Origin of the sequence: Streptomyces sp. S07_1.15 (assembly GCF_020739505.1) — a bacterium.
Lineage (GTDB): Bacteria > Actinomycetota > Actinomycetes > Streptomycetales > Streptomycetaceae > Streptomyces > Streptomyces xinghaiensis.
This window is the reverse complement of record NZ_JAJBZK010000001.1, coordinates 3,665,107-3,689,797: the sequence shown is the minus strand read 5'-3', so window position 1 is coordinate 3,689,797 and position 24,691 is coordinate 3,665,107. Positions and strand designations below refer to the sequence as shown.

The 24,691-nt window shown below is 72.3% G+C and carries 18 protein-coding genes; 10 read left to right on the top strand and 8 right to left on the bottom strand.

Annotation, left to right across the window (positions count from 1 at the left end; translation table 11 throughout):
* Window positions 1-99 precede the first annotated feature (99 nt).
* Complete coding sequence (locus LIX60_RS15885; RefSeq protein ID WP_227958989.1) at window positions 100-687, top strand: TetR/AcrR family transcriptional regulator; 588 nt, start codon at window positions 100-102, stop codon at window positions 685-687.
* A gap of 137 nt (window positions 688-824) precedes the next feature.
* Window positions 825-1,754 carry a non-homologous end-joining DNA ligase gene (ligD, locus tag LIX60_RS15880; protein WP_374117979.1) on the top strand — a complete coding sequence of 310 codons (930 nt, stop codon included), beginning with the start codon at window positions 825-827 and terminating at the stop codon, window positions 1,752-1,754.
* A 174-nt stretch (window positions 1,755-1,928) separates the two neighbouring features.
* Here the strand turns inward: ligD and LIX60_RS15875 are convergent, their stop codons facing one another.
* On the bottom strand, window positions 1,929-4,022 hold the full coding sequence (locus LIX60_RS15875) for a PhoX family phosphatase (protein WP_227958987.1): 2,094 nt from the start codon (window positions 4,020-4,022) through the stop codon (window positions 1,929-1,931).
* Window positions 4,023-4,610: 588 nt separating this feature from the next.
* Between LIX60_RS15875 and LIX60_RS15870 the strand changes: the two genes are divergently transcribed.
* Window positions 4,611-6,461 carry a VWA domain-containing protein gene (locus LIX60_RS15870; protein ID WP_227958986.1) on the top strand — a complete coding sequence of 617 codons (1,851 nt, stop codon included), beginning with the start codon at window positions 4,611-4,613 and terminating at the stop codon, window positions 6,459-6,461.
* Window positions 6,462-6,690: 229 nt separating this feature from the next.
* Here the strand turns inward: LIX60_RS15870 and LIX60_RS15865 are convergent, their stop codons facing one another.
* Both LIX60_RS15865 and LIX60_RS15860 read right to left on the bottom strand, forming a co-directional pair.
* Window positions 6,691-8,184: a flotillin family protein gene (locus LIX60_RS15865; RefSeq protein ID WP_227958985.1), complete on the bottom strand. Its 1,494-nt coding sequence runs from the start codon at window positions 8,182-8,184 to the stop codon at window positions 6,691-6,693.
* A 235-nt stretch (window positions 8,185-8,419) separates the two neighbouring features.
* The gene (locus LIX60_RS15860) at window positions 8,420-8,917 is read right to left on the bottom strand and encodes a hypothetical protein (RefSeq protein WP_019707290.1); all 498 of its coding nucleotides are present in this window, start codon (window positions 8,915-8,917) and stop codon (window positions 8,420-8,422) included.
* A gap of 349 nt (window positions 8,918-9,266) precedes the next feature.
* Here LIX60_RS15860 and metG point away from each other — a divergent pair, with 349 nt between their 5' ends.
* From metG to LIX60_RS15845, 3 genes are all read left to right on the top strand, one after another.
* Window positions 9,267-10,991, top strand: coding sequence for a methionine--tRNA ligase (gene metG / locus LIX60_RS15855; RefSeq protein WP_227958984.1), 1,725 nt, complete (start codon window positions 9,267-9,269; stop codon window positions 10,989-10,991).
* Window positions 10,992-11,114: 123 nt separating this feature from the next.
* Window positions 11,115-11,381 (top strand): hypothetical protein, encoded by a 267-nt coding sequence (locus tag LIX60_RS15850; RefSeq protein WP_227958983.1) that lies wholly within the window; start codon window positions 11,115-11,117, stop codon window positions 11,379-11,381.
* Window positions 11,378-11,773, top strand: coding sequence for a type II toxin-antitoxin system VapC family toxin (locus LIX60_RS15845; protein WP_227958982.1), 396 nt, complete (start codon window positions 11,378-11,380; stop codon window positions 11,771-11,773). Before LIX60_RS15850 ends, LIX60_RS15845 begins: the two co-directional genes overlap by 4 nt.
* A 74-nt stretch (window positions 11,774-11,847) precedes the next feature.
* Here LIX60_RS15845 and aspS read toward each other — a convergent pair whose 3' ends face one another.
* Window positions 11,848-13,620 carry an aspartate--tRNA ligase gene (aspS, locus tag LIX60_RS15840; RefSeq protein ID WP_043471039.1) on the bottom strand — a complete coding sequence of 591 codons (1,773 nt, stop codon included), beginning with the start codon at window positions 13,618-13,620 and terminating at the stop codon, window positions 11,848-11,850.
* Window positions 13,621-13,774: 154 nt separating this feature from the next.
* Between aspS and LIX60_RS15835 the strand changes: the two genes are divergently transcribed.
* Window positions 13,775-15,964 (top strand): SpoIIE family protein phosphatase, encoded by a 2,190-nt coding sequence (locus tag LIX60_RS15835; protein WP_227958981.1) that lies wholly within the window; start codon window positions 13,775-13,777, stop codon window positions 15,962-15,964.
* 72 nt (window positions 15,965-16,036) lie between these two features.
* Here the strand turns inward: LIX60_RS15835 and LIX60_RS15830 are convergent, their stop codons facing one another.
* The 4 genes from LIX60_RS15830 to LIX60_RS15815 form a co-directional block, all read right to left on the bottom strand.
* The gene (locus tag LIX60_RS15830) at window positions 16,037-17,008 is read right to left on the bottom strand and encodes a pirin family protein (protein WP_227958980.1); all 972 of its coding nucleotides are present in this window, start codon (window positions 17,006-17,008) and stop codon (window positions 16,037-16,039) included.
* A gap of 285 nt (window positions 17,009-17,293) precedes the next feature.
* On the bottom strand, window positions 17,294-18,484 hold the full coding sequence (locus LIX60_RS15825) for a glycoside hydrolase family 64 protein (protein ID WP_227958979.1): 1,191 nt from the start codon (window positions 18,482-18,484) through the stop codon (window positions 17,294-17,296).
* A gap of 98 nt (window positions 18,485-18,582) precedes the next feature.
* Window positions 18,583-19,857, bottom strand: a complete 1,275-nt coding sequence (locus LIX60_RS15820; RefSeq protein WP_227958978.1) for a glycoside hydrolase family 16 protein — start codon at window positions 19,855-19,857, stop codon at window positions 18,583-18,585.
* A gap of 386 nt (window positions 19,858-20,243) precedes the next feature.
* Complete coding sequence (locus tag LIX60_RS15815; protein WP_019707299.1) at window positions 20,244-20,723, bottom strand: SseB family protein; 480 nt, start codon at window positions 20,721-20,723, stop codon at window positions 20,244-20,246.
* Between the two features lie 133 nt (window positions 20,724-20,856).
* Between LIX60_RS15815 and LIX60_RS15810 the strand changes: the two genes are divergently transcribed.
* The 3 genes from LIX60_RS15810 (at window position 20,857) to LIX60_RS15800 (ending at window position 24,570) form a co-directional block, all read left to right on the top strand.
* On the top strand, window positions 20,857-22,683 hold the full coding sequence (locus LIX60_RS15810; protein WP_227962789.1) for an acyl-CoA dehydrogenase: 1,827 nt from the start codon (window positions 20,857-20,859) through the stop codon (window positions 22,681-22,683).
* A gap of 196 nt (window positions 22,684-22,879) precedes the next feature.
* A complete protein-coding gene (locus tag LIX60_RS15805) occupies window positions 22,880-24,178 on the top strand; it encodes a M18 family aminopeptidase (protein ID WP_227958977.1) in 1,299 nt (432 codons plus the stop codon).
* A 161-nt stretch (window positions 24,179-24,339) separates the two neighbouring features.
* Window positions 24,340-24,570, top strand: a complete 231-nt coding sequence (locus tag LIX60_RS15800; protein ID WP_019707302.1) for a DUF6458 family protein — start codon at window positions 24,340-24,342, stop codon at window positions 24,568-24,570.
* The last annotated feature ends 121 nt before the right edge of the window (window positions 24,571-24,691 follow it).

Here is a 24,691-nt window from a genome sequence, read left to right as displayed (position 1 = left end):
GGAACCCGCACATGCCGTTCAGCACCATCGGCCCCGTTTGCAGAGCAACCTTGCGCCGTGCTGCCCTTGGCGGCTCAACTCACGGAGAGGAGCGGGCGGATGACGGACCTGCAAGCGGTGCCGAAGGAAGCCGGGCCCCGGCGGAAGGCCGAGATCTTCGGCGCCACCCTCGATCTGCTGGCCGAGCGCGGATACGACGAGCTCACCATCGAACAGGCGGCCGAGCACGCCGGGGTCAACAAGACCACCATCTACCGCTGGTGGGGCTCCAAGCCGGAGTTACTCCGCGACGCCCTGCTGCACTCCGGCGTCCTCCGCGTCACGGTTCCCGACACCGGAAGCCTCCACGGCGATCTGGCCGCGCTCGCCGACGCCGTGCGCGGCCTGCTCCGCGAGGAGCGCACCCGCGCCCTCGTCGAGGCGGCGCTCGTGGGGGCCGTGCGCCACCCCGCGCTGCGCGAGCTGGTGGTCTCCCTGCTGGACGACGGCTTCACACGGCGGCAGCCGATCCTGGAACGGGCCGCGGCCCGGGGCGAGCTGCCCGCCGGCTTCGATCCGGGCCCCCTGGCCGACGCCCTGGCCGGAGCGCTGTGGGTGCAGCTCCTGCTGCGGCGGCGGCCGCCGACCGAGGAGTTCGCCCGGGCCCTCCTCGCCCTGCTGCTGGACGGCTGCCGGGCCCGCCACTGAACGGCCTCCGGCCGCGCCCCCCGGAACTCCCACGGCCGTCCGGCACACGTGCGGGACCCCCCGCGCCCGAAGCGATCGCCCCGCCCAACGCACCGGCCGCGCGGGGGGAGTTTGGCGCGCACCGCCGGGGCAAGGCGCTGAAGGTGAGCGATACGAGCGAGATCCGGATCGGCCGGCGGACCCTCACCCTTCACCGTCCGGACAAGGTCCTCTTCCCCGACGACGGCATCACCAAGGCGGACCTCGTCGAGCACTACCGTTCGGTCTCCCGGCGGATGCTGCCCCAGCTGCGGGAGCGTCCGCTGATGATGGTCCGCCACCCCGACGGCATCGACGGCGAGCCGCTGGTCCAGAAGAACATCCCGGGCCACTTCCCGGACTGGGTGCACCGGGCCGAGGTCCGCAGGGAGAGCGGCGGCACCGTCACCCATGTGGTCTGCGACGACGCCGCCACCCTGGTCTACCTCGCCGACCAGGCCTGCGTCACCCCGCACCGCTGGCTCTCCCGCGCCGACCGGCCGGACCACCCGGACCGGCTCGTCCTCGACCTCGACCCGTCCGACGGCTCCGGGTTCGAGGACGTGCGCTGGGCCGCCCACCGGGTGTGCGAACTGCTCGACGGACTCGGGCTCCCCACCCTGCTGATGACGACCGGGTCGAGCGGCCTGCACGTCGTCGTGCCGCTGGACCGGCAGGCGGACTTCGGCACCGTACGGGCCTTCGCGGGCCGCGTGGCCGGGCTGCTGGCGGAGCGGCACCCCGGCCGGCTCACCACCGAGCAGCGCAAGGCCGAGCGCAAGGACCGGGTCTACCTGGACATCCAGCGCAACGCCTACGCGCAGACGGCGGTCGCCCCGTACGCGGTGCGCGCGCTCCCCGGGGCGCCGGTCGCCACGCCGATAGCCCGCCGGGAGCTGGACGACCCGAAGCTCCACGCCCGCCGCTGGACGCTGGCCACCCTCGGCGAACGGCTGGCCGGCGACGACCCCTGGGCCGGCATGCCCCGCCGGGGGCGCACCCTGCGGACCGCGGAAGGCCGGCTCGCGGAGATGGCGGAGCAACGCTGAGCGGCACCGGCGGAACCGTCTCCGGTCCCGCCGGTGCCGCTCAGCCGTATCACCTCACACCGCGCCATCGGCCGCTCGGTTCCGCCTCACCGCTCGGCCCTTCCCCGCCGGTCGTCCCGGCCGCCTCCGCCAGGTATCGGCCGGACCGCACCGCGGGGGTCCACGTCCGCGGGCTCAGACCCCGATCGCGCCGCCGTCCGCGCGCCAGACGCAGACCACCGACGGGCGGACGAGCTTCCCGGGTCCGTCCGGCCACGCCGAGGCGGGGTTCTCGGCCGTCGCACCGTCCACCTCGCCCGGGTGCTGCACACAGACCAGCACCCGCTTCTCCTGCACCACCGGCCCGCAGGTCTCCGCCCCGGCCGGCACCGTCAGGAACTGCCGCACCTGGCCCTCGTTCCGGCCGCGGTCGGCCACGCCGAAGAGGCCGTCGTGGCTGCCGAGCGCGTTGCCGTCCGTGGAGAGCCAGAGGTTGCCGTACGCGTCGAAGGTGATGTTGTCCGGGCAGGAGATCGGGCTGACCTTGTCCTTGGGGAAGCCCGCGTAGTAGGTGCCCGGGTCCTCCGGGTCGCCGCAGACCAGGAAGAGCCGCCAGGCGAAGCGCTCCGCCGTCGGGTCGTTCCGGCGCTCGGTGAGTTCCAGCACCTGGCCGTGCTTGTTCTCGTTGCGCGGGTTGGCCTCGTCGGCGGGCGCCTTGCCCGCCAGGCCGCGCTCCTTGTTGTTCGTCAGCGCGATGTAGACCCGGCCGGTGCGCGGGCTGGGCTCGACGTCCTCGGGGCGGTCCATCTTGGTGGCGCCCATCTTGTCGGCCGCGAGGCGCGTGAAGACGTACACCTCCTCCGCGGTCATGCCGGGCACATACGAGGTGTCGCCCTCGGCCAGCTTGATCCACTCGCCGGAGCCGTCGAACTCGCCGTCCCGGGGCGGCTTGCCGCTGCCGTCGATCTCGCTCGCGGGGCTGTCGCCGGTGAGCTTGGCGACGTACAGCGCGCCCTCGTCGAGCAGGGTGAGGTTGTGCTCGCGGGCGGCCCGGCCGTGGCCGCGCATCATCCGCTTGTTCGAGACGAACTTGTAGAAGTAGTCGAACCGCTCGTCGTCGCCCATGTAGACGACGGGGCGGCCGTCCCGGGTCAGCCGGGGCTGGGCCGCCTCGTGCTTGAAGCGGCCGAGGGCGGTCCGCTTGCGCGGCACGGAGTCCGGGTCGTACGGATCGAGCTCGACGACCCAGCCGAAACGGTTGGCCTCGTTGGGCTCCCGGCCCAGGTCGAACCGCTGGTCGAACCGCTCCCACTTGCGCTCGCTGACCGCGTCGGTGATGCCGTAGCGCGCCAGGCGCGCGGTGGTCTCCGGGTCGGTGACGGCGTCGGCGTTGCCGAAGTACTGGTTGAAGTTCTCCTCGCCGGAGAGGACGGTGCCCCACGGGGTGGTGCCGCCCGCGCAGTTGTTGAGCGTGCCGAGGACCGTGGTGCCCTCCGGGTCGGCGGAGGTCCGCAGCAGGCGGCTGCCCGCGGCCGGGCCGGTGACCCGGAACGGCGTGGTGGCGGTGATCCGGCGGTTGAGCCGGTGGCGGGTGACCGGGGTGAGCGCGCCGCCGCGGCGCTCCTCGTCCACCACGACGACCGACAGGCCGTGCGCCGCCCAGGCGATCTCGACCTGCTCGCGCGTCGGGTTCTCCGGGTCGTAGCCGGTGAACATCAGTTCTTCGTTGGTGTACTCGTGGTTGGCCACCATGACCTGACGGCACCGCTCGCCGGGCAGGTCCAGCAACGTCAGATAGTCGTTGTTGTAACCGAACTGACCGGCCTGGGCCCGGGCGGTCTGCCGGTCCGGGTCAAAGGCCGGCGCCCCGCGCAGGATCGGTTCTCCCCAGCGGATGACGACCTGCTGCCGGTACCCCGGGGGGACGGTGACGGCGTCGGCGGTGTTCGGCGGGACCGGCGTGAACCGGAGCCCCCGCGCGGCCCGCCGGCCGTGGTGGTGATGGCCGGATCCCCGCGCCGCGGCGGCGGAGGAGGCGTCCAGGGGGGCGGCCTCGGCGCCGGGCGCCTGCCCCAGCAGCGTCGCTCCGGCCGCCGAGGCGACGGTCACCACGGCGCCCGCCCGCAGCATGGAGCGGCGCGACAGGGCACCGGCGATGATGTCGCCCGCGTAGGCGTTGTCACTGGTGTTGGGCACCTCGTGGAAGCAGGCGTTCCCGCACCGGTAACGGCAGGTCATGGCAGACCTCCCGCCCGGATGCGAACTGATCAGAGGCAGCAGTCTCCGCACGTGATTCTCCTCCGTAGGGTTCCTCCGGCACCGGCTCCCGACCGGTTACGACCGGATACGACCGGGCGCACAGCCAGTCTCCGCGCGTTGACGCTAAGGGCGTAGACCCGCGCGCCGGAAACCCCCGGATGAACCCGGGGTGAAGCCGCGGAAACGGAGGCGGAGCACGGGCCGCGGTCACCGGCAAGCCCCGCACCGGCCGGAGCAGGGCGGAATCCGGCCAACGATCCGTATCGGACCGGTGATCCGTGAGGACAAGATCTCGCCACACGCGGCGACTTCTGGGACGCTGTCGCAGAGCCGCACGCCCGGCCGGGCCGGCTCGGCCGAGACGACGCGTGGTGCCGCGCGGCGGAGGCGCGAGGAGCACCCGTGATCGCAGAACCCCCGACCCCGCTCGAACGGGCCGTTCCGTACGGCCCGTTGACGACGGGGCCGCGGACGGCGGGCACCCCGTTCCGCCCGCCGCGGAGGGCGGCCGCGCCCGGCCGGACCCCTGCTGGCTAGCCTTACATGTCCGTCCTGGTCAGGGACGAATCCCGCACCTCGGACATTCATCGCACCCGATACTTGTAAAGGGCTTCTCCCATGGGCATTCGGAGTCTGCTGCGGAATGTGTTCAGCCGGTCCCGGGCGGGGCGGGAGGAACAGGCACCCCCGGCGGCCGGTACGGCCGGCGCGACAGACGCCACCGGCACGGCCGCTCCGGCCGGCGGCGCCGGCGAGAGCGGCGGCACGGCCGTACCGGAACAGTCCCGGGGAGCCGGGGAACCGGCGGGCGCCGAGGGCTCCGTCCCGGCCCAGTCGCGCCGTACCACCGGGTCCGAGGGCACCGGCCCGGCCGGCAAGGCGGAGCCGGAGCAGGAGACCGGCGGGATCAGCGCCGACCTGATGTCGGCCTTCGACCAGCCCCGGACCCCCGAACAGCGGACGGCGGCTTCGGAGGACGCGAAGGACGCGGCGTCCGGCAAGCCCACCGGCGGCAAGGCCGCCGAACCCAGCGCCGCCACTCCCGCCGATGCCACCGCCGACACCGCTGGCAGCGCCGACAGCGCCGCGACGAGCGGGTCCGGCCCCGCGGCCGAGGCCAACCGGGCCGCCGAGGAGGCCATCGCGGAGGCCGGCTCCCTCTCCGCCGGCGCCGTTCCGGAGCCCGTCACCGGCCCCGCCGGCCAGGACACCGCCGGGTCCGCCGACAAGACCGGGGGCACCGGCCGGGATCTCGCGGCGGAGGGTTCCGCCGAGGCGCGGGCGGAGGTCGACGCCGTGACGGCCACGGTCGCCGAGCTCTCGGGCGACGCCCCGCCCGAGCCGGTGAAGGACGCCAAGGCCGAGGCCGCCGAGGCCACCGACGGCAAGCCGGCACCCGGCACCGAGACCGGGGCGGGCACCGCCGCCGACGAGGCCAAGGCGGAGGCCGCGTCGCTGGCCGGCGACAACGACCCCACCGCCCCGGACCCGGACGCCGGGCCGGAGAAGACCCCGGCCACCGCGGAGGGCGCCGGGACCACGGCGAAGAAGGCGACCGCCGCCAAGAAGACGGCCGCCCCGAAGAAGACCACCGCCGCGAAGACCACCGCCGCGAAGACGGCCCCGGAGAAGGAGGCCGCACCCGCGGAGGCGCCCGAGCCGGAGCAGTCCGCGACGGAGCAGTCCGCGACGGAGGACACCGGCACGGCCGGGCAGGATTCCGGCACGGCGGCCGGGAACGGCCCCGCGGCCGGGGCCATCCCGCCGGAGAAGCTCCGGAAGACCGCCCCCGGCCTGGTCAGCCTCTACAAGGCCGCGTCGGCGGCCCTCGACAAGGAGGGCCTGGCCGGACAGCGCGCCGCCGTCTACCTCGTCCTGGACCGCTCGGGCTCCATGCGCGGCTACTACAAGGACGGCACCGTCCAGCACCTCGCCGAGCAGGCCCTCGGCCTCTCCGCCAACCTGGACGACGACGGCACCGTCCCCGTGGTGTTCTTCTCCACCGACATCGACGGCACCGCCGACATCGCCCTGGACGACTACAAGGGCCGTATCGAGGCGCTCCACGCGGACCTCGGCCACATGGGCCGGACGAACTACCACCGCGCCATCGAGACCGTCGTCGAGCACTACAAGAAGTCCGGCTCCACCGCCCCGGCCTTCGTCATCTTCCAGACCGACGGCGCCCCCACGAGCAAGGCGGCCGCCGAGAAGGCCCTGTGCGAGGCGGCGGAGCTGCCGCTCTTCTGGCAGTTCATCGGCTTCGGCGAGACGGACGCCAAGGGCTTCGACTTCCTCCGGAAGCTCGACAACCTGTCCGTGCCGGAGCGGCGGAAGGCCGACAACGCCGGCTTCTTCCACGCCGGCCCGGAGCCGAAGAAGCTCACCAACCGCAAGCTGTACGAGCAGCTGCTCGCCGAGTTCCCGACGTGGCTGGAGGAGGCCCGGGAGAAGGGCATCCTCGGCTGACAGCCCCGCACCCGGCGCCCGTACCCGGAGCACACGGGAGACGGGCGGTCGGCACGGCACCGGGCGCGGCCCGGCCGGCTCACCCGCCGGCGGCCGCGCCCGTCCCGTCCTCTCCCGTTCCGTCCCCTGCCGTTCCGGTGGCACGGCGCCGCGCCCGGGGTTTCCCGTGGCTCCTCCGGAGCCTTGAGATCCCCGGGCGCGGCTGTCCGCAGGGCGGCCGCGCCGCCGTTCAGCCGGTGACCTCGATCCGCTCCGCGCCCGGCTTGCCGTTCCCGCCGGCCGCCCCGGCGGACCCGGCCGGCCCGCCTTCCGCCGCGGCCGTCCCGGTCCCGGCGTCCGCCCCCGGAGCGCCGGCCGCGCCACCCGCCAGCCGGGAGAGCATCGACGCGAGGTCGATCCCGGTCGTGGAGCCCAGCAGTTCCATGCCCTGGGCGACGTTGTCCGCCACCGCGCGCGGCAGCTTCCCGGCACCGTCCGTGGAGATCACCGTCAGCTTGTCGATGGCCGCCATCGGCTCCGCCGCCTTCGCGACGACCTGCGGCAGCACCTCGACGAGCATCTGCAGTACGGCCGCGTCGCCGTACCGCTCGAAGGCGTCGGCCTTCTTGTGCATCGCCTCGGCCTCGGCGGTGCCGTGCGCGGCAACCGCCGCGGCCTCCGCCTCGCCCTCCAGCCGGACCGCGTCGGCCAGCGCCGCACGCCGCTGCTTCTCGCCCTCACCGGTGAGCCGGGACTCCTCGGCCTGCGCCTCGGCCTGCTTCACCCGCGCCACCCGGTGCGCCTCCGCCTCCTGCTCGGCCTGGTACCGGGCGGCGTCGGCCGGCTTGCGGATCTCCGTGTCGAGCTGGCGATCCTTCAGCGCGGCCTGCCGCGTGGCGACCTTCTCCTGCTCCGACAGCACCTCCTGCTGCCGCGCGGCCTCGGCCAGCGGCCCCGCCGCCGCGGCGCGGGCGGCCGCCGCGTCCGTCTCGGCCTTGATCTCGGCCTGACGGAGCGCCAGCACCCGCTGCGCGACCGCGATCTCCTCCTCGGCCCGCAGCCGCGCCTGCTCGGCTATGCGGCGGGCGTCGGCCTCGGCGGTGTCGGCCTCCTGCCGGGCGCGGGCGGCCTCGGGCCGGCCGAGGTCCTGCAGATAGCTGCCCTCGGCGGAGATGTCCTGGATCTGGAAGGTGTCGAGGACGAGCCCCTGGCCGGAGAGGCTGGCCTCGGCCTCCTCCGCGACCTGCCCGGCGAACGCCGCCCGGTCCCGGATGACGTCCTCCACGGACATCCGGCCGACGATCGAGCGCAGGGCTCCGGACAGCACCTCCTGGGTGAAGCCGACCACCCCGTCCTGCTGCTGGAGGAACCGCTGGGCGGCGGCGCGGATCGCGTCCTCGTCGCCGCCGACCTTGACGATGGCGACACCGTCCAGGTCGACCTTGACGCCGCGCAGCGTCACCGCGCCGCGCACGGCGACCGGGATGTGCCGGCTGGACAGGTCCATCACATGGCGCTGCTGGACGAACGGCACCACGAAGACGCCGCCGCCGACGACGACCTTCTGGCCGCTGGTGTCGTAACTGACGCGGCTGGTCACCGCGTCGACGGACTTCTTGCCCCGGCGTCCGGTGATGATGAACGCCTCGTTCGGCCCGGCCACCTTGTAGCGCGAGATGACGATGACGGCCAGAAGAACAAGGAGTACGGCGACTCCGACCACGGCGACGAGCACTGGGCTCATGGGGTCCTGCCTCTCTGCGGACAACCGGATGATGCATAACAACTGGGGTAACCGGGGCGGCCCGAGGGCCGGTTCGCCCGTCCCCCCGTGGACGTACGAACCGGCGGCGCCCGGACGGCGGGACGACCCGCGGCAGGGCCGGGGCGGCCCGCCGGGCGAGCGGACGGGCGGACGGCCGGGCCGAGGGTGGACGGACCGGCGAGCGGGCCGGCGAACGGACAACCGGGCAGGACCGCTAGCGCTCCACGGCGCGCACCTCGACCGCCGTACTGGACAGCGCGGCCGTCACCCAGATCTCCTCACCGAGCGGCTGCGCCACCTCGCTGCGCGCCGCGTACTTCAGGGGCTGGCCGCCGACCCGGAGCAGCACCTCGCCGTAGCCGCCCGGCGGGATGGGCGTCACCACCGAGCCCGGGGTGCCCACCAGGTCGGCGGAGCGGAGCGTCGGCGCGGTCTGGTCCCGCATCAGCACCCGGCTCAGCCGGACCACCAGCCAGGCGGTGCCCAGCCCGGCGGCCGTCCCGGCCGCGGTCGCGCCGACGGGCCCGGCTCCGGTGGTGCCGAGGACGATGGCGCCGCCGAAGCCGAGCATCGAGACGAACCCGGCCAGGGCCGGCAGCGAGACCATCCCCCCGAAGGCCCCGTCCAGCACGCCGTCCAGCACACCGTCGAAGACGAACGCGAGGACCAGCAGCACCAGTCCCGCCGCGCCGAGCCCCAGAAACCACGCCATCCGGTCCCCCTCTCCCCGCGTGGAGCGGGACCCCGTACGCGCCCCGCACTTCCCGCGTTCCGGGCAGTCTCGCAGCCGGAAGGGCCCTGGCGCACTGCCGGGTTCCGGCAATCTTCACGCCGCCCTGATGCCGGGGGACCGCCCCGGCCCGTACCGCGGCGTCCCGGTCCCGCGTCCCCGCGGCCGGCCCCTCCGGCGCCCCGGTCGCGCGCGGAGGCGCCCGGTCACCGCCCGGCGTCCGCCCACCGGATAACCGGACGGGTGGCGCCACCCGCTCCGATACGATATTGACCGCCCGCAGAACCCTTCATCACTCCGCGCATCCACCTGCTACCCGGGAGCAGCCGCAATGGCTCGACACCTCATCACCAGCGCCCTTCCGTACATCAACGGGATCAAGCACCTGGGCAACATGGTGGGGTCCATGCTCCCGGCCGATGTGTACGCCCGCTATCTGCGGCAGCGCGGTCACGAGGTGCTGTACATCTGCGCGACCGACGAGCACGGCACCCCGGCGGAACTGGCCGCCAAGGAGGCCGGGCTGCCGGTGGACGAGTTCTGCGCCGGGCAGCACGACGCGCAGAAGGCCGTCTACGACGGCTTCGGCCTGGAGTTCGACTACTTCGGCCGCAGCTCCTCGGAGCAGAACATCGAGATCACCCAGCACTTCGCGCGCCGCCTCAAGGAGAACGGCTTCATCGAGGAACGCGCGATCCGCCAGGTGTTCTCCCTCGCCGACGACCGCTTCCTGCCGGACCGCTACATCGTCGGCACCTGCCCGCACTGCGGCTACGACAAGGCCCGCGGCGACCAGTGCGAGAACTGCACGCGCGTGCTCGACCCCACCGATCTGTTCGAGCCCCGCTCCGCGATCAGCGGCAGCGCCGATCTGGAGATCCGCGAGACCAAGCACCTCTTCCTGCTCCAGTCGAAGCTGGCCGGCGAGGTCGAGGCGTGGATCGACGCCGTCGGCGACGCATGGCCGACGCTCGCCTCCTCCATCGCCCGCAAGTGGCTGACCGAGGGCCTCCACGACCGCTCGATCACCCGCGACCTGGACTGGGGCGTCCCGGTCCCGGCCGACACCTGGCCCGAACTGGCCGCCGAGGGCAAGGTCTTCTACGTCTGGTTCGACGCCCCGATCGAGTACATCGGCGCCACCAAGGAGTGGGCGGACCGCGCGGGCGAGGGCGAGGTCCGGGACTGGAAGTCCTGGTGGTACGAGCCCGCGGGCGCGGACGACGTCCGCTACACCGAGTTCATGGCCAAGGACAACGTCCCGTTCCACACCGTGATGTTCCCGGCCACCCAGCTCGGCACCCGCGAGCCCTGGAAGAAGGTCGACTACGTCAAGGCCTTCAACTGGCTCACCTACTACGGCGGGAAGTTCTCCACCTCCCAGCGGCGCGGGGTGTTCACCGACGCGGCCCTGGAGCTGCTGCCGGCCGACTACTGGCGCTACTTCCTGATGGCGAACGCCCCCGAGTCGGACGACACCTCCTTCTCCTGGGAGCTGTTCTCCTCGGTCGTCAACAAGGACCTCGCCGACACCCTCGGCAACTTCGTCAACCGCGTGCTCTCCTTCTCCCGCAAGCGCTTCGGCGACACCGTCCCGGCGGGCGCGCAGGCCGGCGAGGCCGAGCGGAAGCTGGGCGGGGAGATCGCGGGCCTGCTCGCCGAGTACGAGCGGCACATGGAGGAGCTGCAGTTCCGCAAGGCGGCGCAGGCGCTGCGCGCCCTGTGGAGCGCGGGCAACTCCTACCTGGAGGAGAAGGCCCCCTGGCTGGAGATCAAGACCGACCAGGACGCGGCGGCGCTCACCCTCCGTACGGCCATGAACCTCATCCACCTCTACGCGGTGGTCTCCGAGCCGTTCATCCCGGCCTCGGCGAAGGCCATGCGCGCCGCGTTCGACCTGAAGGACGACACCGCCGCCTGGGTCACCGCCGAGGAGGCCGCGGCCCTGGCCGCCGTCCCGGCCGGCACGGCCTTCACCGTCCCGCCGGTCCTCTTCGCCAAGATCACCGAGGACGACCTGGCCGCCTACCGCGAGCGCTTCGGCGGCGAGGAGTAACGGCCGCCCTCTCCGGTATCAGAGGAAGCCCCGGGCCTGGTGCCCGGGGCTTCGGCACACCGGCAGAACCGGAATCCCCGGTGGACCACACAAACCGGACACCACGCATGTACAATCGCATGCATGGTAGCTCTCCAGATCCGTGATGTGCCGGAAGACGTCCGCGACCGTCTGGCGGCGATAGCGGAACAGCGCGGGCAGTCCTTGCAGGCCTATCTTTTCGACCTGGTCAACGACGAGGTCCGCCGCAGGGACAACCTGGCCGTCCTGGAGCGGTTCGCCGACAAGCGGTACGGCACCCACCTCTCCAAGGAGGACATCCTCGGAGCCCTGGACGAGGCCCGCGCGGAGCGGCTGGCGCACCTCGGCCTTCCGGAGGCCGCGCAGTGATCGTTGTCGATGCCTCCGTTTACGCCTTCTCACTCCTGGACGAGGGGCCCACGGGTGACCGGTGCCGGGAGGCCCTGGCCGCGGACGACCGCTGGATCTCCCCGGAGCACTGGACGGTCGAGGTCATGTCCGTGATCCGGGGCAATCTGCTGGGTGGCAAGATCACCCGGGAGCACGCCGTCGACGCCGTGTCGGCCCTCTCCCAGCTGAGCCCCGTGGTCCCGCTGACCCGAATGCTGCTCCAGCGCGTCTGGGGACTCCACGGCAACCTCACGATGTACGACGCCACCTATGTGGCCGCGGCCGAGGCCTACGACTGCGCGCTGCTCACGGCGGACGGACGCCTGGCCCGCGCTCCGGGCCTCCGCTGCCCGGTCAGGGTCATCGACTGACAGCCCGAAGCGATCTCGGCCCGGTACCTCCTTCGAGGGACCGGGCCGAGATCACGTGCAGGGGGAGACGCCGCCTACCGCTCCTGCTTCACCTGCGGCTTCCGCAGGCTGAGGTGGAGCTCCCGGAGGCGGGCCTCCTCGACCTCGGTCGGGGCGCCCATCAGCAGGTCCTGGGCGTTGCCGTTGAGCGGGAAGGCGATGGTCTCGCGGATGTTGGGCTCGTCGGCCAGCAGCATCACCATGCGGTCCACGCCCGGGGCGATGCCGCCGTGCGGCGGGGCGCCGAACTTGAAGGCGCGGAGCATGCCGCCGAACTCGCGCTCGACCTCGTCCCGGGAGTAGCCGGCGATCCCGAAGGCCTCGTACATGACGTCGGGCTCGTGGTTCCGGATGGCGCCGGAGGACAGCTCCACGCCGTTGCAGACGATGTCGTACTGCCAGGCGAGGATGTCCAGCGGGTCCTTCTCCCGGAGCGCCTCCAGGCCGCCCTGCGGCATGGAGAAGGGGTTGTGGGAGAACTCGATCTCGCCGGTGTCCTCGTTCTTCTCGAACATCGGGAAGTCGACGATCCAGCAGAAGCGGAAGACGTTCTCCTCGAAGTGCCCGGCCCGGCGGGCGGCCTCGACGCGGACGGCGCCCATGATCTTCGAGACCTCGTCGAACTCGCCGGCGCCGAAGAACACCGCGGTGCCGGGCTTGCCGCCGACCTCGGCGATCAGCCGCTCGGTGTCGTCCTCGGTGAGGAACTTCGCGATCGGGCCGGTGAGCTTCGCGTCCTCGCCGATCCGGACCCAGGCCAGGCCCTTGGCGCCCTGCTCGACGGCGAACTCGCCCATCTGGTCGAAGAACTTCCGCGGCTGCTCCGCGGTGTCCGGCACGGCCAGCGCGCGGACGTGCTTGCCGGCGAAGGCCTTGAAGCCCGAGTCCGCGAAGACGTGCGAGACGTCGGTGAGCTCCAGCTTGGCGCGCAGGTCCGGCTTGTCGCTGCCGTACTTGAGCAGCGCCTCGCGGAACGGGATGCGCGGGAACGGCGAGGTGACCTCGCGGCCCTGCCCGAACTCGGTGAACAGGTCGGTCATCACCTTCTCGATGACCCCGAAGACATCCTCCTGCTCGACGAAGCTCATCTCGATGTCGAGCTGGTAGAACTCGCCCGGCGAGCGGTCGGCGCGGGCGTCCTCGTCGCGGAAGCAGGGGGCGATCTGGAAGTAGCGGTCGAAGCCCGCGATCATCAGCAGCTGCTTGAACTGCTGCGGGGCCTGCGGCAGCGCGTAGAACTTGCCGGCGTGCAGCCGGGAGGGGACGAGGAAGTCGCGGGCGCCCTCGGGCGAGGTGGCCGAGAGGATCGGCGTCGCCATGTCCATGAAGCCGAGGGCGGTCATCTCCCGGCGGAGGTAGGCGATGACCTGGGAGCGCAGGACGATGTTGCGGTGCATGCGCTCACGGCGCAGGTCGAGGAAGCGGTACTCCAGCCGGCGCTCCTCGTTCACCCCGTCCTCGGTGTTGATCGTGAACGGCAGCGGCTCGGCCTCGCCCAGCACCTCGACCTCGTCGACCTCGATCTCGATCTCGCCGGTCGGCAGGTCGGGGTTGACGTTCTCGGCGCCGCGGGCGCTGACCCGGCCGTCGATCCGGACGACGGTCTCCTTGGTCAGCGAGCCCAGCGCCTCGTTGGCCGGCGTGCCCGGCCGGGCCACGAGCTGGACCAGGCCGTAGTGGTCGCGGAGGTCGACGAAGAGGATGCCGCCCAGATCGCGACGATTGTGCAGCCAGCCGCTCAGTCGCACCTCGGTGTCGACGTCAGCGGCGCGGAGTTCGCCGCAGGTGTGGGACCGGTACCGATGCATCGCTCATCCAAGTCGTCGGATCGTCGTCGGATCGTGGTGGGGGGCGCCGGGCGCCCGTGGGAGCGGGCCCGTCGAGGGCCCCGTCAAGGGTACCGGTAGCCACCTGCCCCACAGCCGGTCGTCAGAATGCCCCAAAGCTGCCTAAAGTGATGTAATGCGCTCCGAGGATGTCCTGTCCGCCACCGCGACCGGCCTCTGGCGCTGGGACACCGCCTCCAAAGCCCTGCGGGTGGACGCCGAGGCGGCCCGGCTGCTGGGGTTCGACGCGGTCGACACCACGCTCTCCCCGGGGGCCACCCGGGCCCGCTTCCACCCGGTGGACTGGGTGGAGATGAACGAGGTCGTGAGCCTCGCCCTCGCCGAGCGCACCCTGGCCGAGGTGCTGATGCGGGTGATCGGCGACGACGGCAGGGTGCTCCGCAGGATCCGCGTCCGCGCCCGGCCGCACCGGCACGCCGGCCGGGTCACGCTGATCGGCACCGTCCAGGAGCTCCCCGAGGAGCCGCGGCACGCCGACGACACCGAGGCGCCGCCCCGGGTCACCGGCGACTGGCGGCGGGCCCGGGAGGCCTTCCTGCTGGACGCCGGACGGGCGCTGGCCGAGGCCAGGTCCACCTCCGAGGTGCTGCGGGTGGCCGGGAACCTCTCCATGCCGGGGTTCTCCCCGAACGGCCTGGTCGTCTTCACCGTCCAGGGGGACTGGCTGAAGATCGTGGGGTTCCAGGGCGCCCGCCCCGACGACGAGGAGCCGCCCTTCGAGGAGATGCCGCTGGACACGCCCTACCCGGCCGCCGAGGTGGTGCGCACCGGCCGGGCCGTCTACCTCTCCTCGCCCGGGGAGTTCCGCGAGCGGTACCCCCTCACCTGGCCGCTGGTGTCCCGCTTCGACCTGCAGTCCTGGGCCTACGTCCCGCTGATCACGGCGGGCCGCACCACCGGCGCCTGGCTGGCCACCTTCGACCACCGCGTCGCCTTCACCCCGGACGAGCGTTCGATCCTGGCCACCGTGGCCCGGATGCTGGCCCAGGCGCTCTCCCGGGCCGGCACCCAGGAGTCCCAGCGGGAGCTGGCCGTCGGGCTCCAGCGGGCCATGCTGCCCCCGGTGCCGCCCGAGACCCCGGGGATGACGGTCGCCGCCCGCTATGTGGCGACCGGCGGAGGGCTCCAGATCGGCGGCGACTGGTACGACATGATTCCGCTGCCGTCCGACCGCGTGGCCTTCGTCGTCGGCGACGTCCAGGGCCACGACGTGCGCGCCGCGAGCCTGATGACCCAGCTGCGGATCGCCCTGCGCGCCTACGCCTCCGAGGGACACCACCCCGACGCCGTGCTCTCCCGCGGTTCGCGCTTCCTGGCCGGGCTCGCCGACCGGCGGCCGGACGGCGAGGGCGGCGAGGACGACCCGCGCTTCGCCACCGTCCTCTACATCGAGGCGGACCCGGCGTCCGGGACCCTGGACATCGCCCGCGCCGGCCACCAGGAGCCCGTCACCCGGATGCACGACGGCACCATGATGACCCGGACCACGGCCGGCGGGCTGCCGCTCGGCGTCTCCCCGGACGCCGACTACCCGATCACCAGGATCGTCCTGGAGCCGGGGGAGCTGATGATGCTCTTCACCGACGGTCTGCTCGAAACCGGCGGGCACAACCTGGAGACCGGCTGGCAGCGGCTGCGCGAGGCGATCGAGGAGCATGTCTCGGAGGACATGGAGGACATGGCCGACAGCCTGATCCAGGCCGTGCACGGCCCCTCCTCGCACTACCGGACCGGCCCGCTCTCCGACCGGCGCGAGGACGACATCGTCCTCCTGCTGCTCTGCCGGAACGGACCCGGCTGCGGCGCCCCCGCCCTGTATCCGCCGCGCCAGATGCGCCGCGCGGTCATGACCATCGCCCAGGCCGAGCCGGAGCGCATCTCCCTGGCCCGCCGCCAGCTGCGCGAGCTGATGCACGACTGGTCGGACCCGGAGCAGGTGGACTCGGCCGAGCTGATGCTGTCCGAGATGGTCACCAATGTGCTGGTGCACACGGACGGTGACGCCGTGGCGGTCGCGGAGATCACCGCACCGGACGGGGACGGCAGTGCGGGCCGGCGGCTCCGCGTCGACGTGGCCGACAGCAGCGACGAGCTGCCGCACCGCCGCCGCCCGGGCGAGCTGGCCTCCTCGGGGCGCGGTCTGGTGCTGCTGGAGCTGCTCGCCCACGCCTGGGGGGTCGATCCCCGGGGCGAGGGCAAGACCACCTGGTTCGAGCTGTACGAGAACCCCGGCCCGCCCGGCCCGGACGAGCCGGAGCCGCGCGGGCCGCTGTTCCCCGAGGCCGTGCCGGACTTCGCCGCCTGACCGGCCGGAGCGCGGCCGGCGGGAGCGGTCCGGCCGGCCGGCGGCGGGGAAGGGGCGGGGCCCCGGTCCGGCCTACAGCCCGCCCTCGGACATCCCGTGCACGGCCGGGACCGTGCCCAGCCGCCCCTTCTGGAAGTCCTCGAACGCCTGCTGGAGTTCCTCGCGGGTGTTCATGACGAACGGACCGTAGTGGGCCATGGGCTCACGGATCGGCCGGCCGCCGAGCAGAACGACCTCCAGGTCCGGCGTGTGGGCGTCCTGCTTCTCGTCGGCGCGGACGGTGAGCGAGGAACCGGTGCCGAAGACGGCGGTCTGGCCCAGGCGGACCGGACGGCGCTCGGCCCCGGCCGTCCCGCGGCCCGCGAGGACGTAGGCGAGGCCGTTGAAGTCCTCGCGCCAGGGCAGGGTGATCCCGGCACCGGGGGCCAGCGTCGCGTGGACCATCGTGATCGGCGTGTGCGTGATCCCGGGGCCGCGGTGTCCGTCCAGCTCACCGGCGATCACCCGCAGCAGCGCGCCGCCGTCGGGTGAGGTGAGCAGCTGGACGCTGCCGCCCCGGATGTCCTGGTAGCGCGGCGCCATCATCTTGTCCTTCGCCGGGAGGTTCACCCACAGCTGGAGCCCGTGGAAGAGCCCGCCGGACATGACGAGCTGCTCCGGCGGCGCCTCGATGTGCAGCAGGCCGGCGCCGGCCGTCATCCACTGGGTGTCACCGTTGGTGATGGTGCCGCCACCGCCGTTGGAGTCCTGGTGGTCGAATATCCCGTCGATGATGTAGGTGACGGTCTCGAAGCCGCGGTGCGGGTGCCACGGGGTCCCCTTGGGCTCCCCCGGCTGGTACTCCACCTCACCCATCTGGTCCATCATGATGAACGGGTCCAGGTGCCGGTAGTTGATCCCCGCGAAGGCCCGGCGGACGGGGAAGCCCTCGCCCTCGAAGCCGCTCGGCGCGGTGGTCACGGCCAGCACGGGGCGGGCCGCGGCATCCGCCGGCGCGGCCACGCGCGGCAGGGTCAGGGGGTTATCGACGGTGATGGCGGGCATGGGGTCCTCCTCGGGGGCTTTAGTTGAACAGTAAACAACAACCCGAGGCGCCGCCATTCCCGAGACCGGACATCATCCCCTCATCCGGCACCCCTTGTGCGGGGAGCATGCCCCATGCACGGCACGGCGCGCGAGACCGCCTCCGGTCCGCGGCGGACGGCGCGGAGGCGCGGACGGCGGAAGCGGGCGGCGGACGGAGCCGGCCGCGCCCTCTCATGAGGGCGCGGCCACGGCCCCGCGATCACCGCGCGGGCGGTCCCTCTTCCGGTCCGCCGTCCCGGCCCGTCAGAACGGCGTCAGCGTGAGGGTGAAGCCGGTCGGGCGGGTGTCCTGGATGTAGGAGGCGAAGTCCGCGACGTCGTCGAAGGCGAAGCCGTACGCCTTGCCGTCCTCGGTCGCCGCGTGCACCGCCTTCGCGTAGTGGTTGGTCAGCTCGCCCCGGTAGAAGGCGGCCGGGTCGGTGGCCGGCTGGGCGGTGTCGGTGAGCAGGGTCGAGCGGTTGAAGCCCGCGCCGAGGACGGCGGCGACGGGACCGGTGGTGCCGTCGTTGGGCGCGGCGAGGTTGCCGTCGCAGAAGAAGACGTCGCGGGTGGAGGGCTTGGCGAAGGACACGGAGGCCGGACCGTCGAAGGTGAACCGCTCACCGCGCACCCGGCCGGTGAACGTGCCGGCGTTGGTGGTGACCTTGAGGTCCTTGCCGGTGTAGGTGCTCCACACCTCGTCGATGTACGGGGCGAAGTAGTCCTTCGGGAAGAGGCCCGCGTCCAGACCGTGGCCGGGAGCGATGATGCGGGTGTCGTCCACGACCAGCCGTGCGAACTCCTCGGTCCGCTTGACGGCGGCGAAGGCGGCGGCGCGCCCGCCGTCGCGCAGGGTGCCCGTCGTCTGGTCCTTCTCACCGGTGAGCCGGATGCTCAGCGGCACACTGAACATGTCGACCATCGTGGTGTTGCAGAACATGCCGGCCGCGTTGTACGTGAACTCGGCGCAGTCGTGCAGGACGCCGTAGTTGGGGTCCGACTCGACCCACCCGGCCGGGTACTGCAGAGCCGCGTTGCCGTTGCCGTCGGCCACGGCCTTGAACTTGAGCTTCTCGCCGAGGGACACATAGATGCGGCCCGACATGTGGGGGAGGGACAGTTTCGTCTCGCCGCTGCCCGCCAGGGGGATGGCGTAGTCGGTGAAGCCGTCGGCTCCGTTGTCCGACAGGGCGATGGGCACGACGGTGCCCTCCGGGGTGAGCCGTACCTGCCGGCCGTCGAGGTTGCCGACGACGTAGAGGTGCACGGAGGTGTTGCGGAAGGAACCGGTGTTGTTGGCGATGGTCACCGGGAGCGAGCCGGCGGCCGAGGTGCGGGCCTCGCCGCCGATGGCGTACGGGGTGACGGTCGCGATCGCCGGGACGGCGACGGCCGCGCCGCCCAGGGCGAACAGCATCTTGCGACGGGTCAGATTGCGCTGGTGACGAGGTGCCATGGGTACTCCTTGGGACCCGGCCGGGGGGCCGGGGCACTCGGGGGATCAGGAGGAAGCAGGAGGAAGCGGGAGGCGGCGCGGCGCGGCGCCGCGGGCGCTCAGCCGATGGTCCACTTCTGGTTGGCGGCGCCGGTGCACGTCCAGATCTGGAGGCGGGTGCCGTCGGCCGAGGAGTTGTCCTTGGCGTCGAGGCACTTGCCGGATCCGGTGTTGACCAGGTCGCGGGCGGCGGTGTGGGTCCACTGCTGCGCCGCCGTGCCGTTGCAGGTGTAGAGCTGCACGGCCGCGCCGTCGTCGTGCGAACCGCCCTTGACGTCCAGGCACTTGCCGAGGGCCCGCACGGTGCCGTCGCTGCCCGCCGTCCACTTCTGGGCGTCGTGGCCCGTGCAGTTGTGCAGCTGGATCGGCGTGCCGTCGGCGCTGCTCGCGCCCGCGACGTCGGCGCACATGCCGCCGATGCCCTTGATGGCGCCGGTGCGGGGCGTGCCGCCGCCGCTGTCGCCGGAGTCGGAGGTGGTGACGTGGACGTAGTCGATGGTCATCGTCTGCGGGAAGGAGGTGCCGGCGTCGGGGCTGCCGGGCCAGTTACCGCCGACCGCGAGGTTCAGGATGAGGAAGAACGGGTGGTCGTAGACCCACTTGTTGCCGCCCACGTCCCCGGGGCCGCGGGTCTGGTAGGCCCGGCCGTCCACGGACCAGGTGATCCCGGAGGGGGTCCAGTCGACGGCGAAGACGTGGAAGTCGTCGGCGAAGGCCGCGCCGTTCGGCAGCGTGTACGAGGCGCCGATACCGCCCGCGCCCGAGTAGCCGGGGCCGTGGAGGGTGCCGTGGACGGTGCCGGGCTCGTTGCCGACGTTCTCCATGATGTCGATCTCGCCGCTGTCGGGCCAGCCGACGGAGCCGAGGTCGTCGCCCAGCATCCAGAAGGCCGGCCAGATGCCCTGGCCCCGCGGGATCTTGATGCGGGCCTCGAAGTGGCCGTACTTCTGGGTGAAGGTCTTCGCCGTGTTCAGCCGCGCCGACGTGTACTGGCAGGTGCCGTACCAGCACTGCAGGCCCGGGTCGCTGTTCTTGCGGGCGGTGATGACCAGGTTGCCCTTGCCGTCGAGCGCGGCGTTGTCGGTGCTGTTCGTGTAGTACTGGAGTTCGTTGTTGCCGTTGCCGCTGCCGCCCGTCTCCAGGGTCCACTTCGAGGAGTCGGGCGCGCTGCCCGCGGCGCCGTCGAAGTCGTCGGACCAGGTCTGCGCCGCGGCGGCGCTCGCCCGGTTCGTGGCCGGGCCGGACGTGTTGAAGAGGATGGCGGAGGCGAGGGCGGTGGTGATGAGAAGCACCAGCCCTCCGAAGGACCATCGGCGTGCGCGATGAGCTGCCATGGCGTGGACACACCTCGTCTGTGGGGAAGGTTCGGCGTCGGGCGCCGGACGGTGCGCATCGAGCACACGGACAGCCGGACTCGTTCCTTGAGAGCGCTCTCTTTGTGCGCCGCGCGCCGCCGGTGGCCCACGACGATACGCACGACGAAGGGCCCCGCCAATCGGAAGGCGAAGCTCCAAAAACCTCTGACCTGCGGAAACGCGAGAAGGTGCGGGGAGCTGAGGAACGCTTGAGCCGCGCTTAAGCCAGGCTTAATGCGCCGGCCGCGGACCGTGACGCTTATGTCCGGGATGCGCCCCGGACCCGCCCGGGATGCCGCCGGCCGTGCCGGCTGCGGGCCCGGCGGGGCGGCGCCGGGCCACCGCGGAGGAGACAGGGACGGCCCTCAGCCGTACATCCGCCGCATCGCGAAGTCGACCATCTGCTCGACGGCCTTCGCGTCGAAGACCATCCGGTGCTCGCCCTCCATGTCCAGCACGAAGCCGTAGCCCGTGGGCAGCAGGTCGAGCACCTCGGCGCCGGTCAGCGTGAAGTACTTGGACTCCTTGCCGGCGTAGCCGCGCAGCTCCTTCAGCGAGGTGAAGAGCGGGATCACCGGCTGCTGGGTGCTGTGCAGCGCCAGAAAACCGGGGCCCTCGCCGCGCGGGCAGTAAATCTTCGACGTCGAGAAGATGTGCTGGAAGTCCTCGGCCGACATCGAGCCCGTGGTGAAGGCGCGCACCGCGTCGGCCAGCGACGGCGGGGACGGCTCGGGGTAGAGCGGCTGGCCCGGCTGGGCGCCGTAGCCGCCGCGCCCCTGCTGCGGGGGTGGCGGAGGGGCCGCGTAGCTCTGCCCGGCGCCCGGGTTCTGGTCATAGCCGTACATGCCCCAAAGGGTAACGAGTCACAGTTGACCGGCGGGGGCTTGCGTCTTATTACTGACGGGTAGCATCATGGCGGAACCACGTTTGGTACGCAGTAGAGGTATGCCGCCTCCCCGAAGCTACGGAGCCGTCGCCATGGGGCACTACAAGTCGAATCTCCGCGACATCGAGTTCAACCTCTTCGAGGTGCTCGGCCGCGACAAGCTGTACGGCACCGGCCCGTTCGCGGAGATGGACGTCGACACCGCCAAGAGCGTCCTGTCCGAGATCGCCCGCCTCGCCGAGAACGAGCTCGCCGAGTCCTACGCCGACGCGGACCGCAACCCGCCGGTGTTCGACCCGGAGACCAACACCGCACCGCTCCCCGAGTCCTTCAAGAAGAGCTACCAGGCCTTCATGGACGCCGAGTGGTGGCGGCTGGGCATCCCGGAGGCGCTGGGCGGCACCATCACCCCGCGCTCCCTGCTCTGGGGCTTCGCCGAGACCATCCTGGGCTCCAACCCGGCGGTCTGGATGTACTCCTCCGGCCCGGCCTTCGCCGGCGTGCTCTACGACGAGGGCACCGAGGAGCAGAAGAAGATCGCGCAGATCGCGGTGGAGAAGCAGTGGGGCTCCACCATGGTGCTGACCGAGCCGGACGCCGGCTCCGACGTGGGCGCCGGCCGCACCAAGGCCGTCCAGCAGGAGGACGGCAGCTGGCACATCGAGGGCGTGAAGCGCTTCATCACCTCGGGCGAGCACGACATGTCCGAGAACATCATCCACTACGTGCTGGCCCGCCCCGAGGGCGCCGGCCCCGGCACCAAGGGCCTGTCCCTGTTCATGGTGCCGAAGTACGAGTTCGACTTCGAGACCGGCGAGCTGGGCGAGCGCAACGGCGTCTACGCCACCAACGTCGAGCACAAGATGGGCCTCAAGGTCTCCAACACCTGCGAGATGACCTTCGGCGACCGCCACCCCGCCAAGGGCTGGCTGATCGGCGACAAGCACGACGGCATCCGCCAGATGTTCATGATCATCGAGTTCGCGCGGATGATGGTCGGCACGAAGGCCATCGCCACCCTCTCCACCGGCTACCTCAACGCCCTGGAGTACGCCAAGGAGCGCGTGCAGGGCCCGGACCTGGCCGCCTTCACGGACAAGACCGCCCCGCGCGTCACCATCACGCACCACCCCGACGTCCGCCGCGCGCTGATGACGCAGAAGGCGTACGCCGAGGGCATGCGCTCCCTCGTCCTCTACACCGCCTCGATCCAGGACGAGATCCTGGTCAAGGAGGCCGCGGGCGAGGACGCCTCCGCCATCCACCGCCTGAACGACCTGCTGCTGCCGATCGTCAAGGGCTACGGCTCGGAGAAGTCCTACGAGCTGCTCGCCCAGTCGCTGCAGACCTTCGGCGGCTCCGGCTACCTCCAGGAGTACCCGCTGGAGCAGTACATCCGGGACGCCAAGATCGACACCCTCTACGAGGGCACCACCGCCATCCAGGGCCAGGACTTCTTCTTCCGGAAGATCGTCCGCGACCAGGGCCAGGCACTGACCGCCCTCTCCGAGGAGATCAAGAAGTTCCTGGGCGACGCCGAGGGCGGCGAGGAGCTGGCCGACGCCCGCGCCGAGCTGTCCAAGGCCGCGGTGGACCTGGAGGCCATCGTCGGCCACATGCTGACCGACCTCGCCGCCACCGAGCAGGACGTGAAGTCGATCTACAAGGTCGGCCTCAACACCACCCGCCTGCTGATGGCCTCCGGCGACGTCGTCGTCGGCTACCTGCTCCTCAAGGGTGCCGCGGTCGCCGCCTCCAAGCTCGCCTCGGCCTCCGCCAAGGACAAGTCCTTCTACGAGGGCAAGATCGCCGCGGCCAAGTTCTTCGCGCACACCGTGCTGCCGGGCGTCTCCGTCCAGCGCACCCTGGCCGAGAAGACCGACAACTCCCTGATGGAGCTGGACGAGGCCGCCTTCTGAGGCTTCCTCCCCCGGCTCCCCCGCAACCAGGTCCCCGTCCGCGGATGAGGCCCTGAAACCTCGGCCGCCCAGGCCGTCCGCGCCCCAGCGGCCGAGGTCCCGACCCCCGCCCGGCAGGTCCCACCGGGCGGGGGTCATCTTCTGCGCGCAGCGAGCCCGTTCGGGCCGCTCCGGGCCCTTCCATATGCTGAGGCCCATGAGCCGACCTCCCCGCTTCACCCGAGCCCACACCGACGACCTGATCTCCTACCTCGCGGCGAGCCCGTCGCCCTACCACGCGGTGGCCAACGCCGCGGGGCGGCTGGAGACGGCCGGGTTCCGGCGGGTCGAGGAGACCGAGGCGTGGGACGGCTCGGCGGGCGGCCGGTACGTCCTGCGCGGCGGGGCCCTCATCGCCTGGTACGTCCCGGACGGCGCCGGCCCCGAGACGCCGTACCGGATCATCGGCGCCCACACCGACTCCCCCAACCTGCGCGTGAAGCCCGTGCCGGACACCGGCGCGCACGGCTGGCGGCAGATCGCCGTCGAGATCTACGGCGGCACGCTCCTCAACACCTGGCTCGACCGGGACCTCGGCCTCAGCGGCCGGCTCACCCTGCGCGACGGCTCCAGCCGGCTCGTCTGCGCCGACCGGCCGCTGCTGCGGGTGCCGCAGCTCGCCGTCCACCTCGACCGCGCCGTCAACGCCGAGGGCGTCAAGCTCGACAAGCAGCGCCACATGACCCCGATCTGGGGGATCGGCGACGTCCACGAGGGCGACCTCGTCTCCTTCGTCGCGGACGAGGCCGGGGTCGCCGCCGGGGACATCGCCGGCTGGGACCTCATGGTCCACAGCGTCGAACCGCCCGCCTACCTCGGCCGCGACCGCGAACTGCTCGCCGGGCCGCGCATGGACAACCTGCTGTCCGTGCACGCCGGCACGGCCGCCCTGGCCGCCGTCGCCCGGGACGGCGGGAAACACCTCACCGCCATCCCCGTCCTCGCCGCCTTCGACCACGAGGAGAACGGCAGCCAGTCCGACACCGGCGCCGACGGGCCCCTCCTCGGCAGCGTCATGGAACGCTCCCTCTTCGCCCGCGGCGGCAGCCACGAGGACCGCGCCCGCTCCTTCGCCGGCTCCTTCTGCCTCTCCTCCGACACCGGCCACGCCGTCCACCCCAACTACGCGGAGCGGCACGAGCCCGGCCACCACCCGATGCCGAACGGCGGCCCGATCCTCAAGGTCAACGTCAACCAGCGCTACGCCACCGACGGCGCCGGCCGGGCCGTCTTCGTCCGCGCCTGCGAACGGGCCGGGGTGCCGTGGCAGGCGTTCGTCTCGAACAACTCCATGCCCTGCGGCACCACGATCGGCCCCATCACCGCCGCCCGGCACGGCATCGCGACGGTCGACATCGGCGCCGCCATCCTCTCCATGCACTCGGCCCGCGAACTGTGCGGCGCCGAGGACCCGCACCTGCTCGCGGACGCGATCCGGGCCTTCCTGGAGGACTGAGCGGGCGGCGTTCCGGCCCGCGGCCGGAACGCCCTGGCGCGCGAAGCACTTGACACCCCGCCGGTTCCCCCTCCACCACGCGGCGCATGGAGCCCCCCGCCCCGGGTATCCGGAGGCTACGCACGAAGCCCAGAGAGCCAACGCTTGAGGAGGCGGATCCCATGGGTATCGGCGGATGCATCGGTCTGATGGCGGTGGGTGCCATCCTCACCTTCGCCGTGGACTGGAACATTGCCGGAGTCAACCTCGATCTGGCCGGCCTCATCATGATGGCGGTCGGCCTCATCGGGCTCGCGGCCTACGTGAGCATCCTGAAGCGGCGCAGGGTCCAGCCGCCGGCCCCGGGCGCCCCGGTGGTCGAGGTCGAGGACCACAACCGCTACTACAGGTGACGCGCAACGGCGCGGAGGAACAACGGGAACAACGAAGAACGACGGAGAACGACGGAGAAGCACTCAGCTGCGGGACAACGGCGTCCGCGGTCCCGCACCACCGGGGGCCGCGGACGCCGTC

What these genes read in the sequence shown, in the direction of transcription:
- LIX60_RS15825 (WP_227958979.1), bottom strand. Translation starts at nt 18,484, where the DNA reads ATGGCACCTCGTCACCAGCGCAATCTGACCCGTCGCAAGATGCTGTTC.
- LIX60_RS15810 (WP_227962789.1), top strand. Translation starts at nt 20,857, where the DNA reads ATGGGGCACTACAAGTCGAATCTCCGCGACATCGAGTTCAACCTCTTC.
- LIX60_RS15870 (WP_227958986.1), top strand. Translation starts at nt 4,611, where the DNA reads ATGGGCATTCGGAGTCTGCTGCGGAATGTGTTCAGCCGGTCCCGGGCG.
- LIX60_RS15885 (WP_227958989.1), top strand. Translation starts at nt 100, where the DNA reads ATGACGGACCTGCAAGCGGTGCCGAAGGAAGCCGGGCCCCGGCGGAAG.
- LIX60_RS15815 (WP_019707299.1), bottom strand. Translation starts at nt 20,723, where the DNA reads ATGTACGGCTATGACCAGAACCCGGGCGCCGGGCAGAGCTACGCGGCC.
- LIX60_RS15850 (WP_227958983.1), top strand. Translation starts at nt 11,115, where the DNA reads ATGGTAGCTCTCCAGATCCGTGATGTGCCGGAAGACGTCCGCGACCGT.
- LIX60_RS15805 (WP_227958977.1), top strand. Translation starts at nt 22,880, where the DNA reads ATGAGCCGACCTCCCCGCTTCACCCGAGCCCACACCGACGACCTGATC.
- metG (WP_227958984.1), top strand. Translation starts at nt 9,267, where the DNA reads ATGGCTCGACACCTCATCACCAGCGCCCTTCCGTACATCAACGGGATC.
- LIX60_RS15860 (WP_019707290.1), bottom strand. Translation starts at nt 8,917, where the DNA reads ATGGCGTGGTTTCTGGGGCTCGGCGCGGCGGGACTGGTGCTGCTGGTC.
- LIX60_RS15865 (WP_227958985.1), bottom strand. Translation starts at nt 8,184, where the DNA reads ATGAGCCCAGTGCTCGTCGCCGTGGTCGGAGTCGCCGTACTCCTTGTT.
- LIX60_RS15835 (WP_227958981.1), top strand. Translation starts at nt 13,775, where the DNA reads ATGCGCTCCGAGGATGTCCTGTCCGCCACCGCGACCGGCCTCTGGCGC.
- LIX60_RS15830 (WP_227958980.1), bottom strand. Translation starts at nt 17,008, where the DNA reads ATGCCCGCCATCACCGTCGATAACCCCCTGACCCTGCCGCGCGTGGCC.
- LIX60_RS15820 (WP_227958978.1), bottom strand. Translation starts at nt 19,857, where the DNA reads ATGGCAGCTCATCGCGCACGCCGATGGTCCTTCGGAGGGCTGGTGCTT.
- aspS (WP_043471039.1), bottom strand. Translation starts at nt 13,620, where the DNA reads ATGCATCGGTACCGGTCCCACACCTGCGGCGAACTCCGCGCCGCTGAC.
- LIX60_RS15800 (WP_019707302.1), top strand. Translation starts at nt 24,340, where the DNA reads ATGGGTATCGGCGGATGCATCGGTCTGATGGCGGTGGGTGCCATCCTC.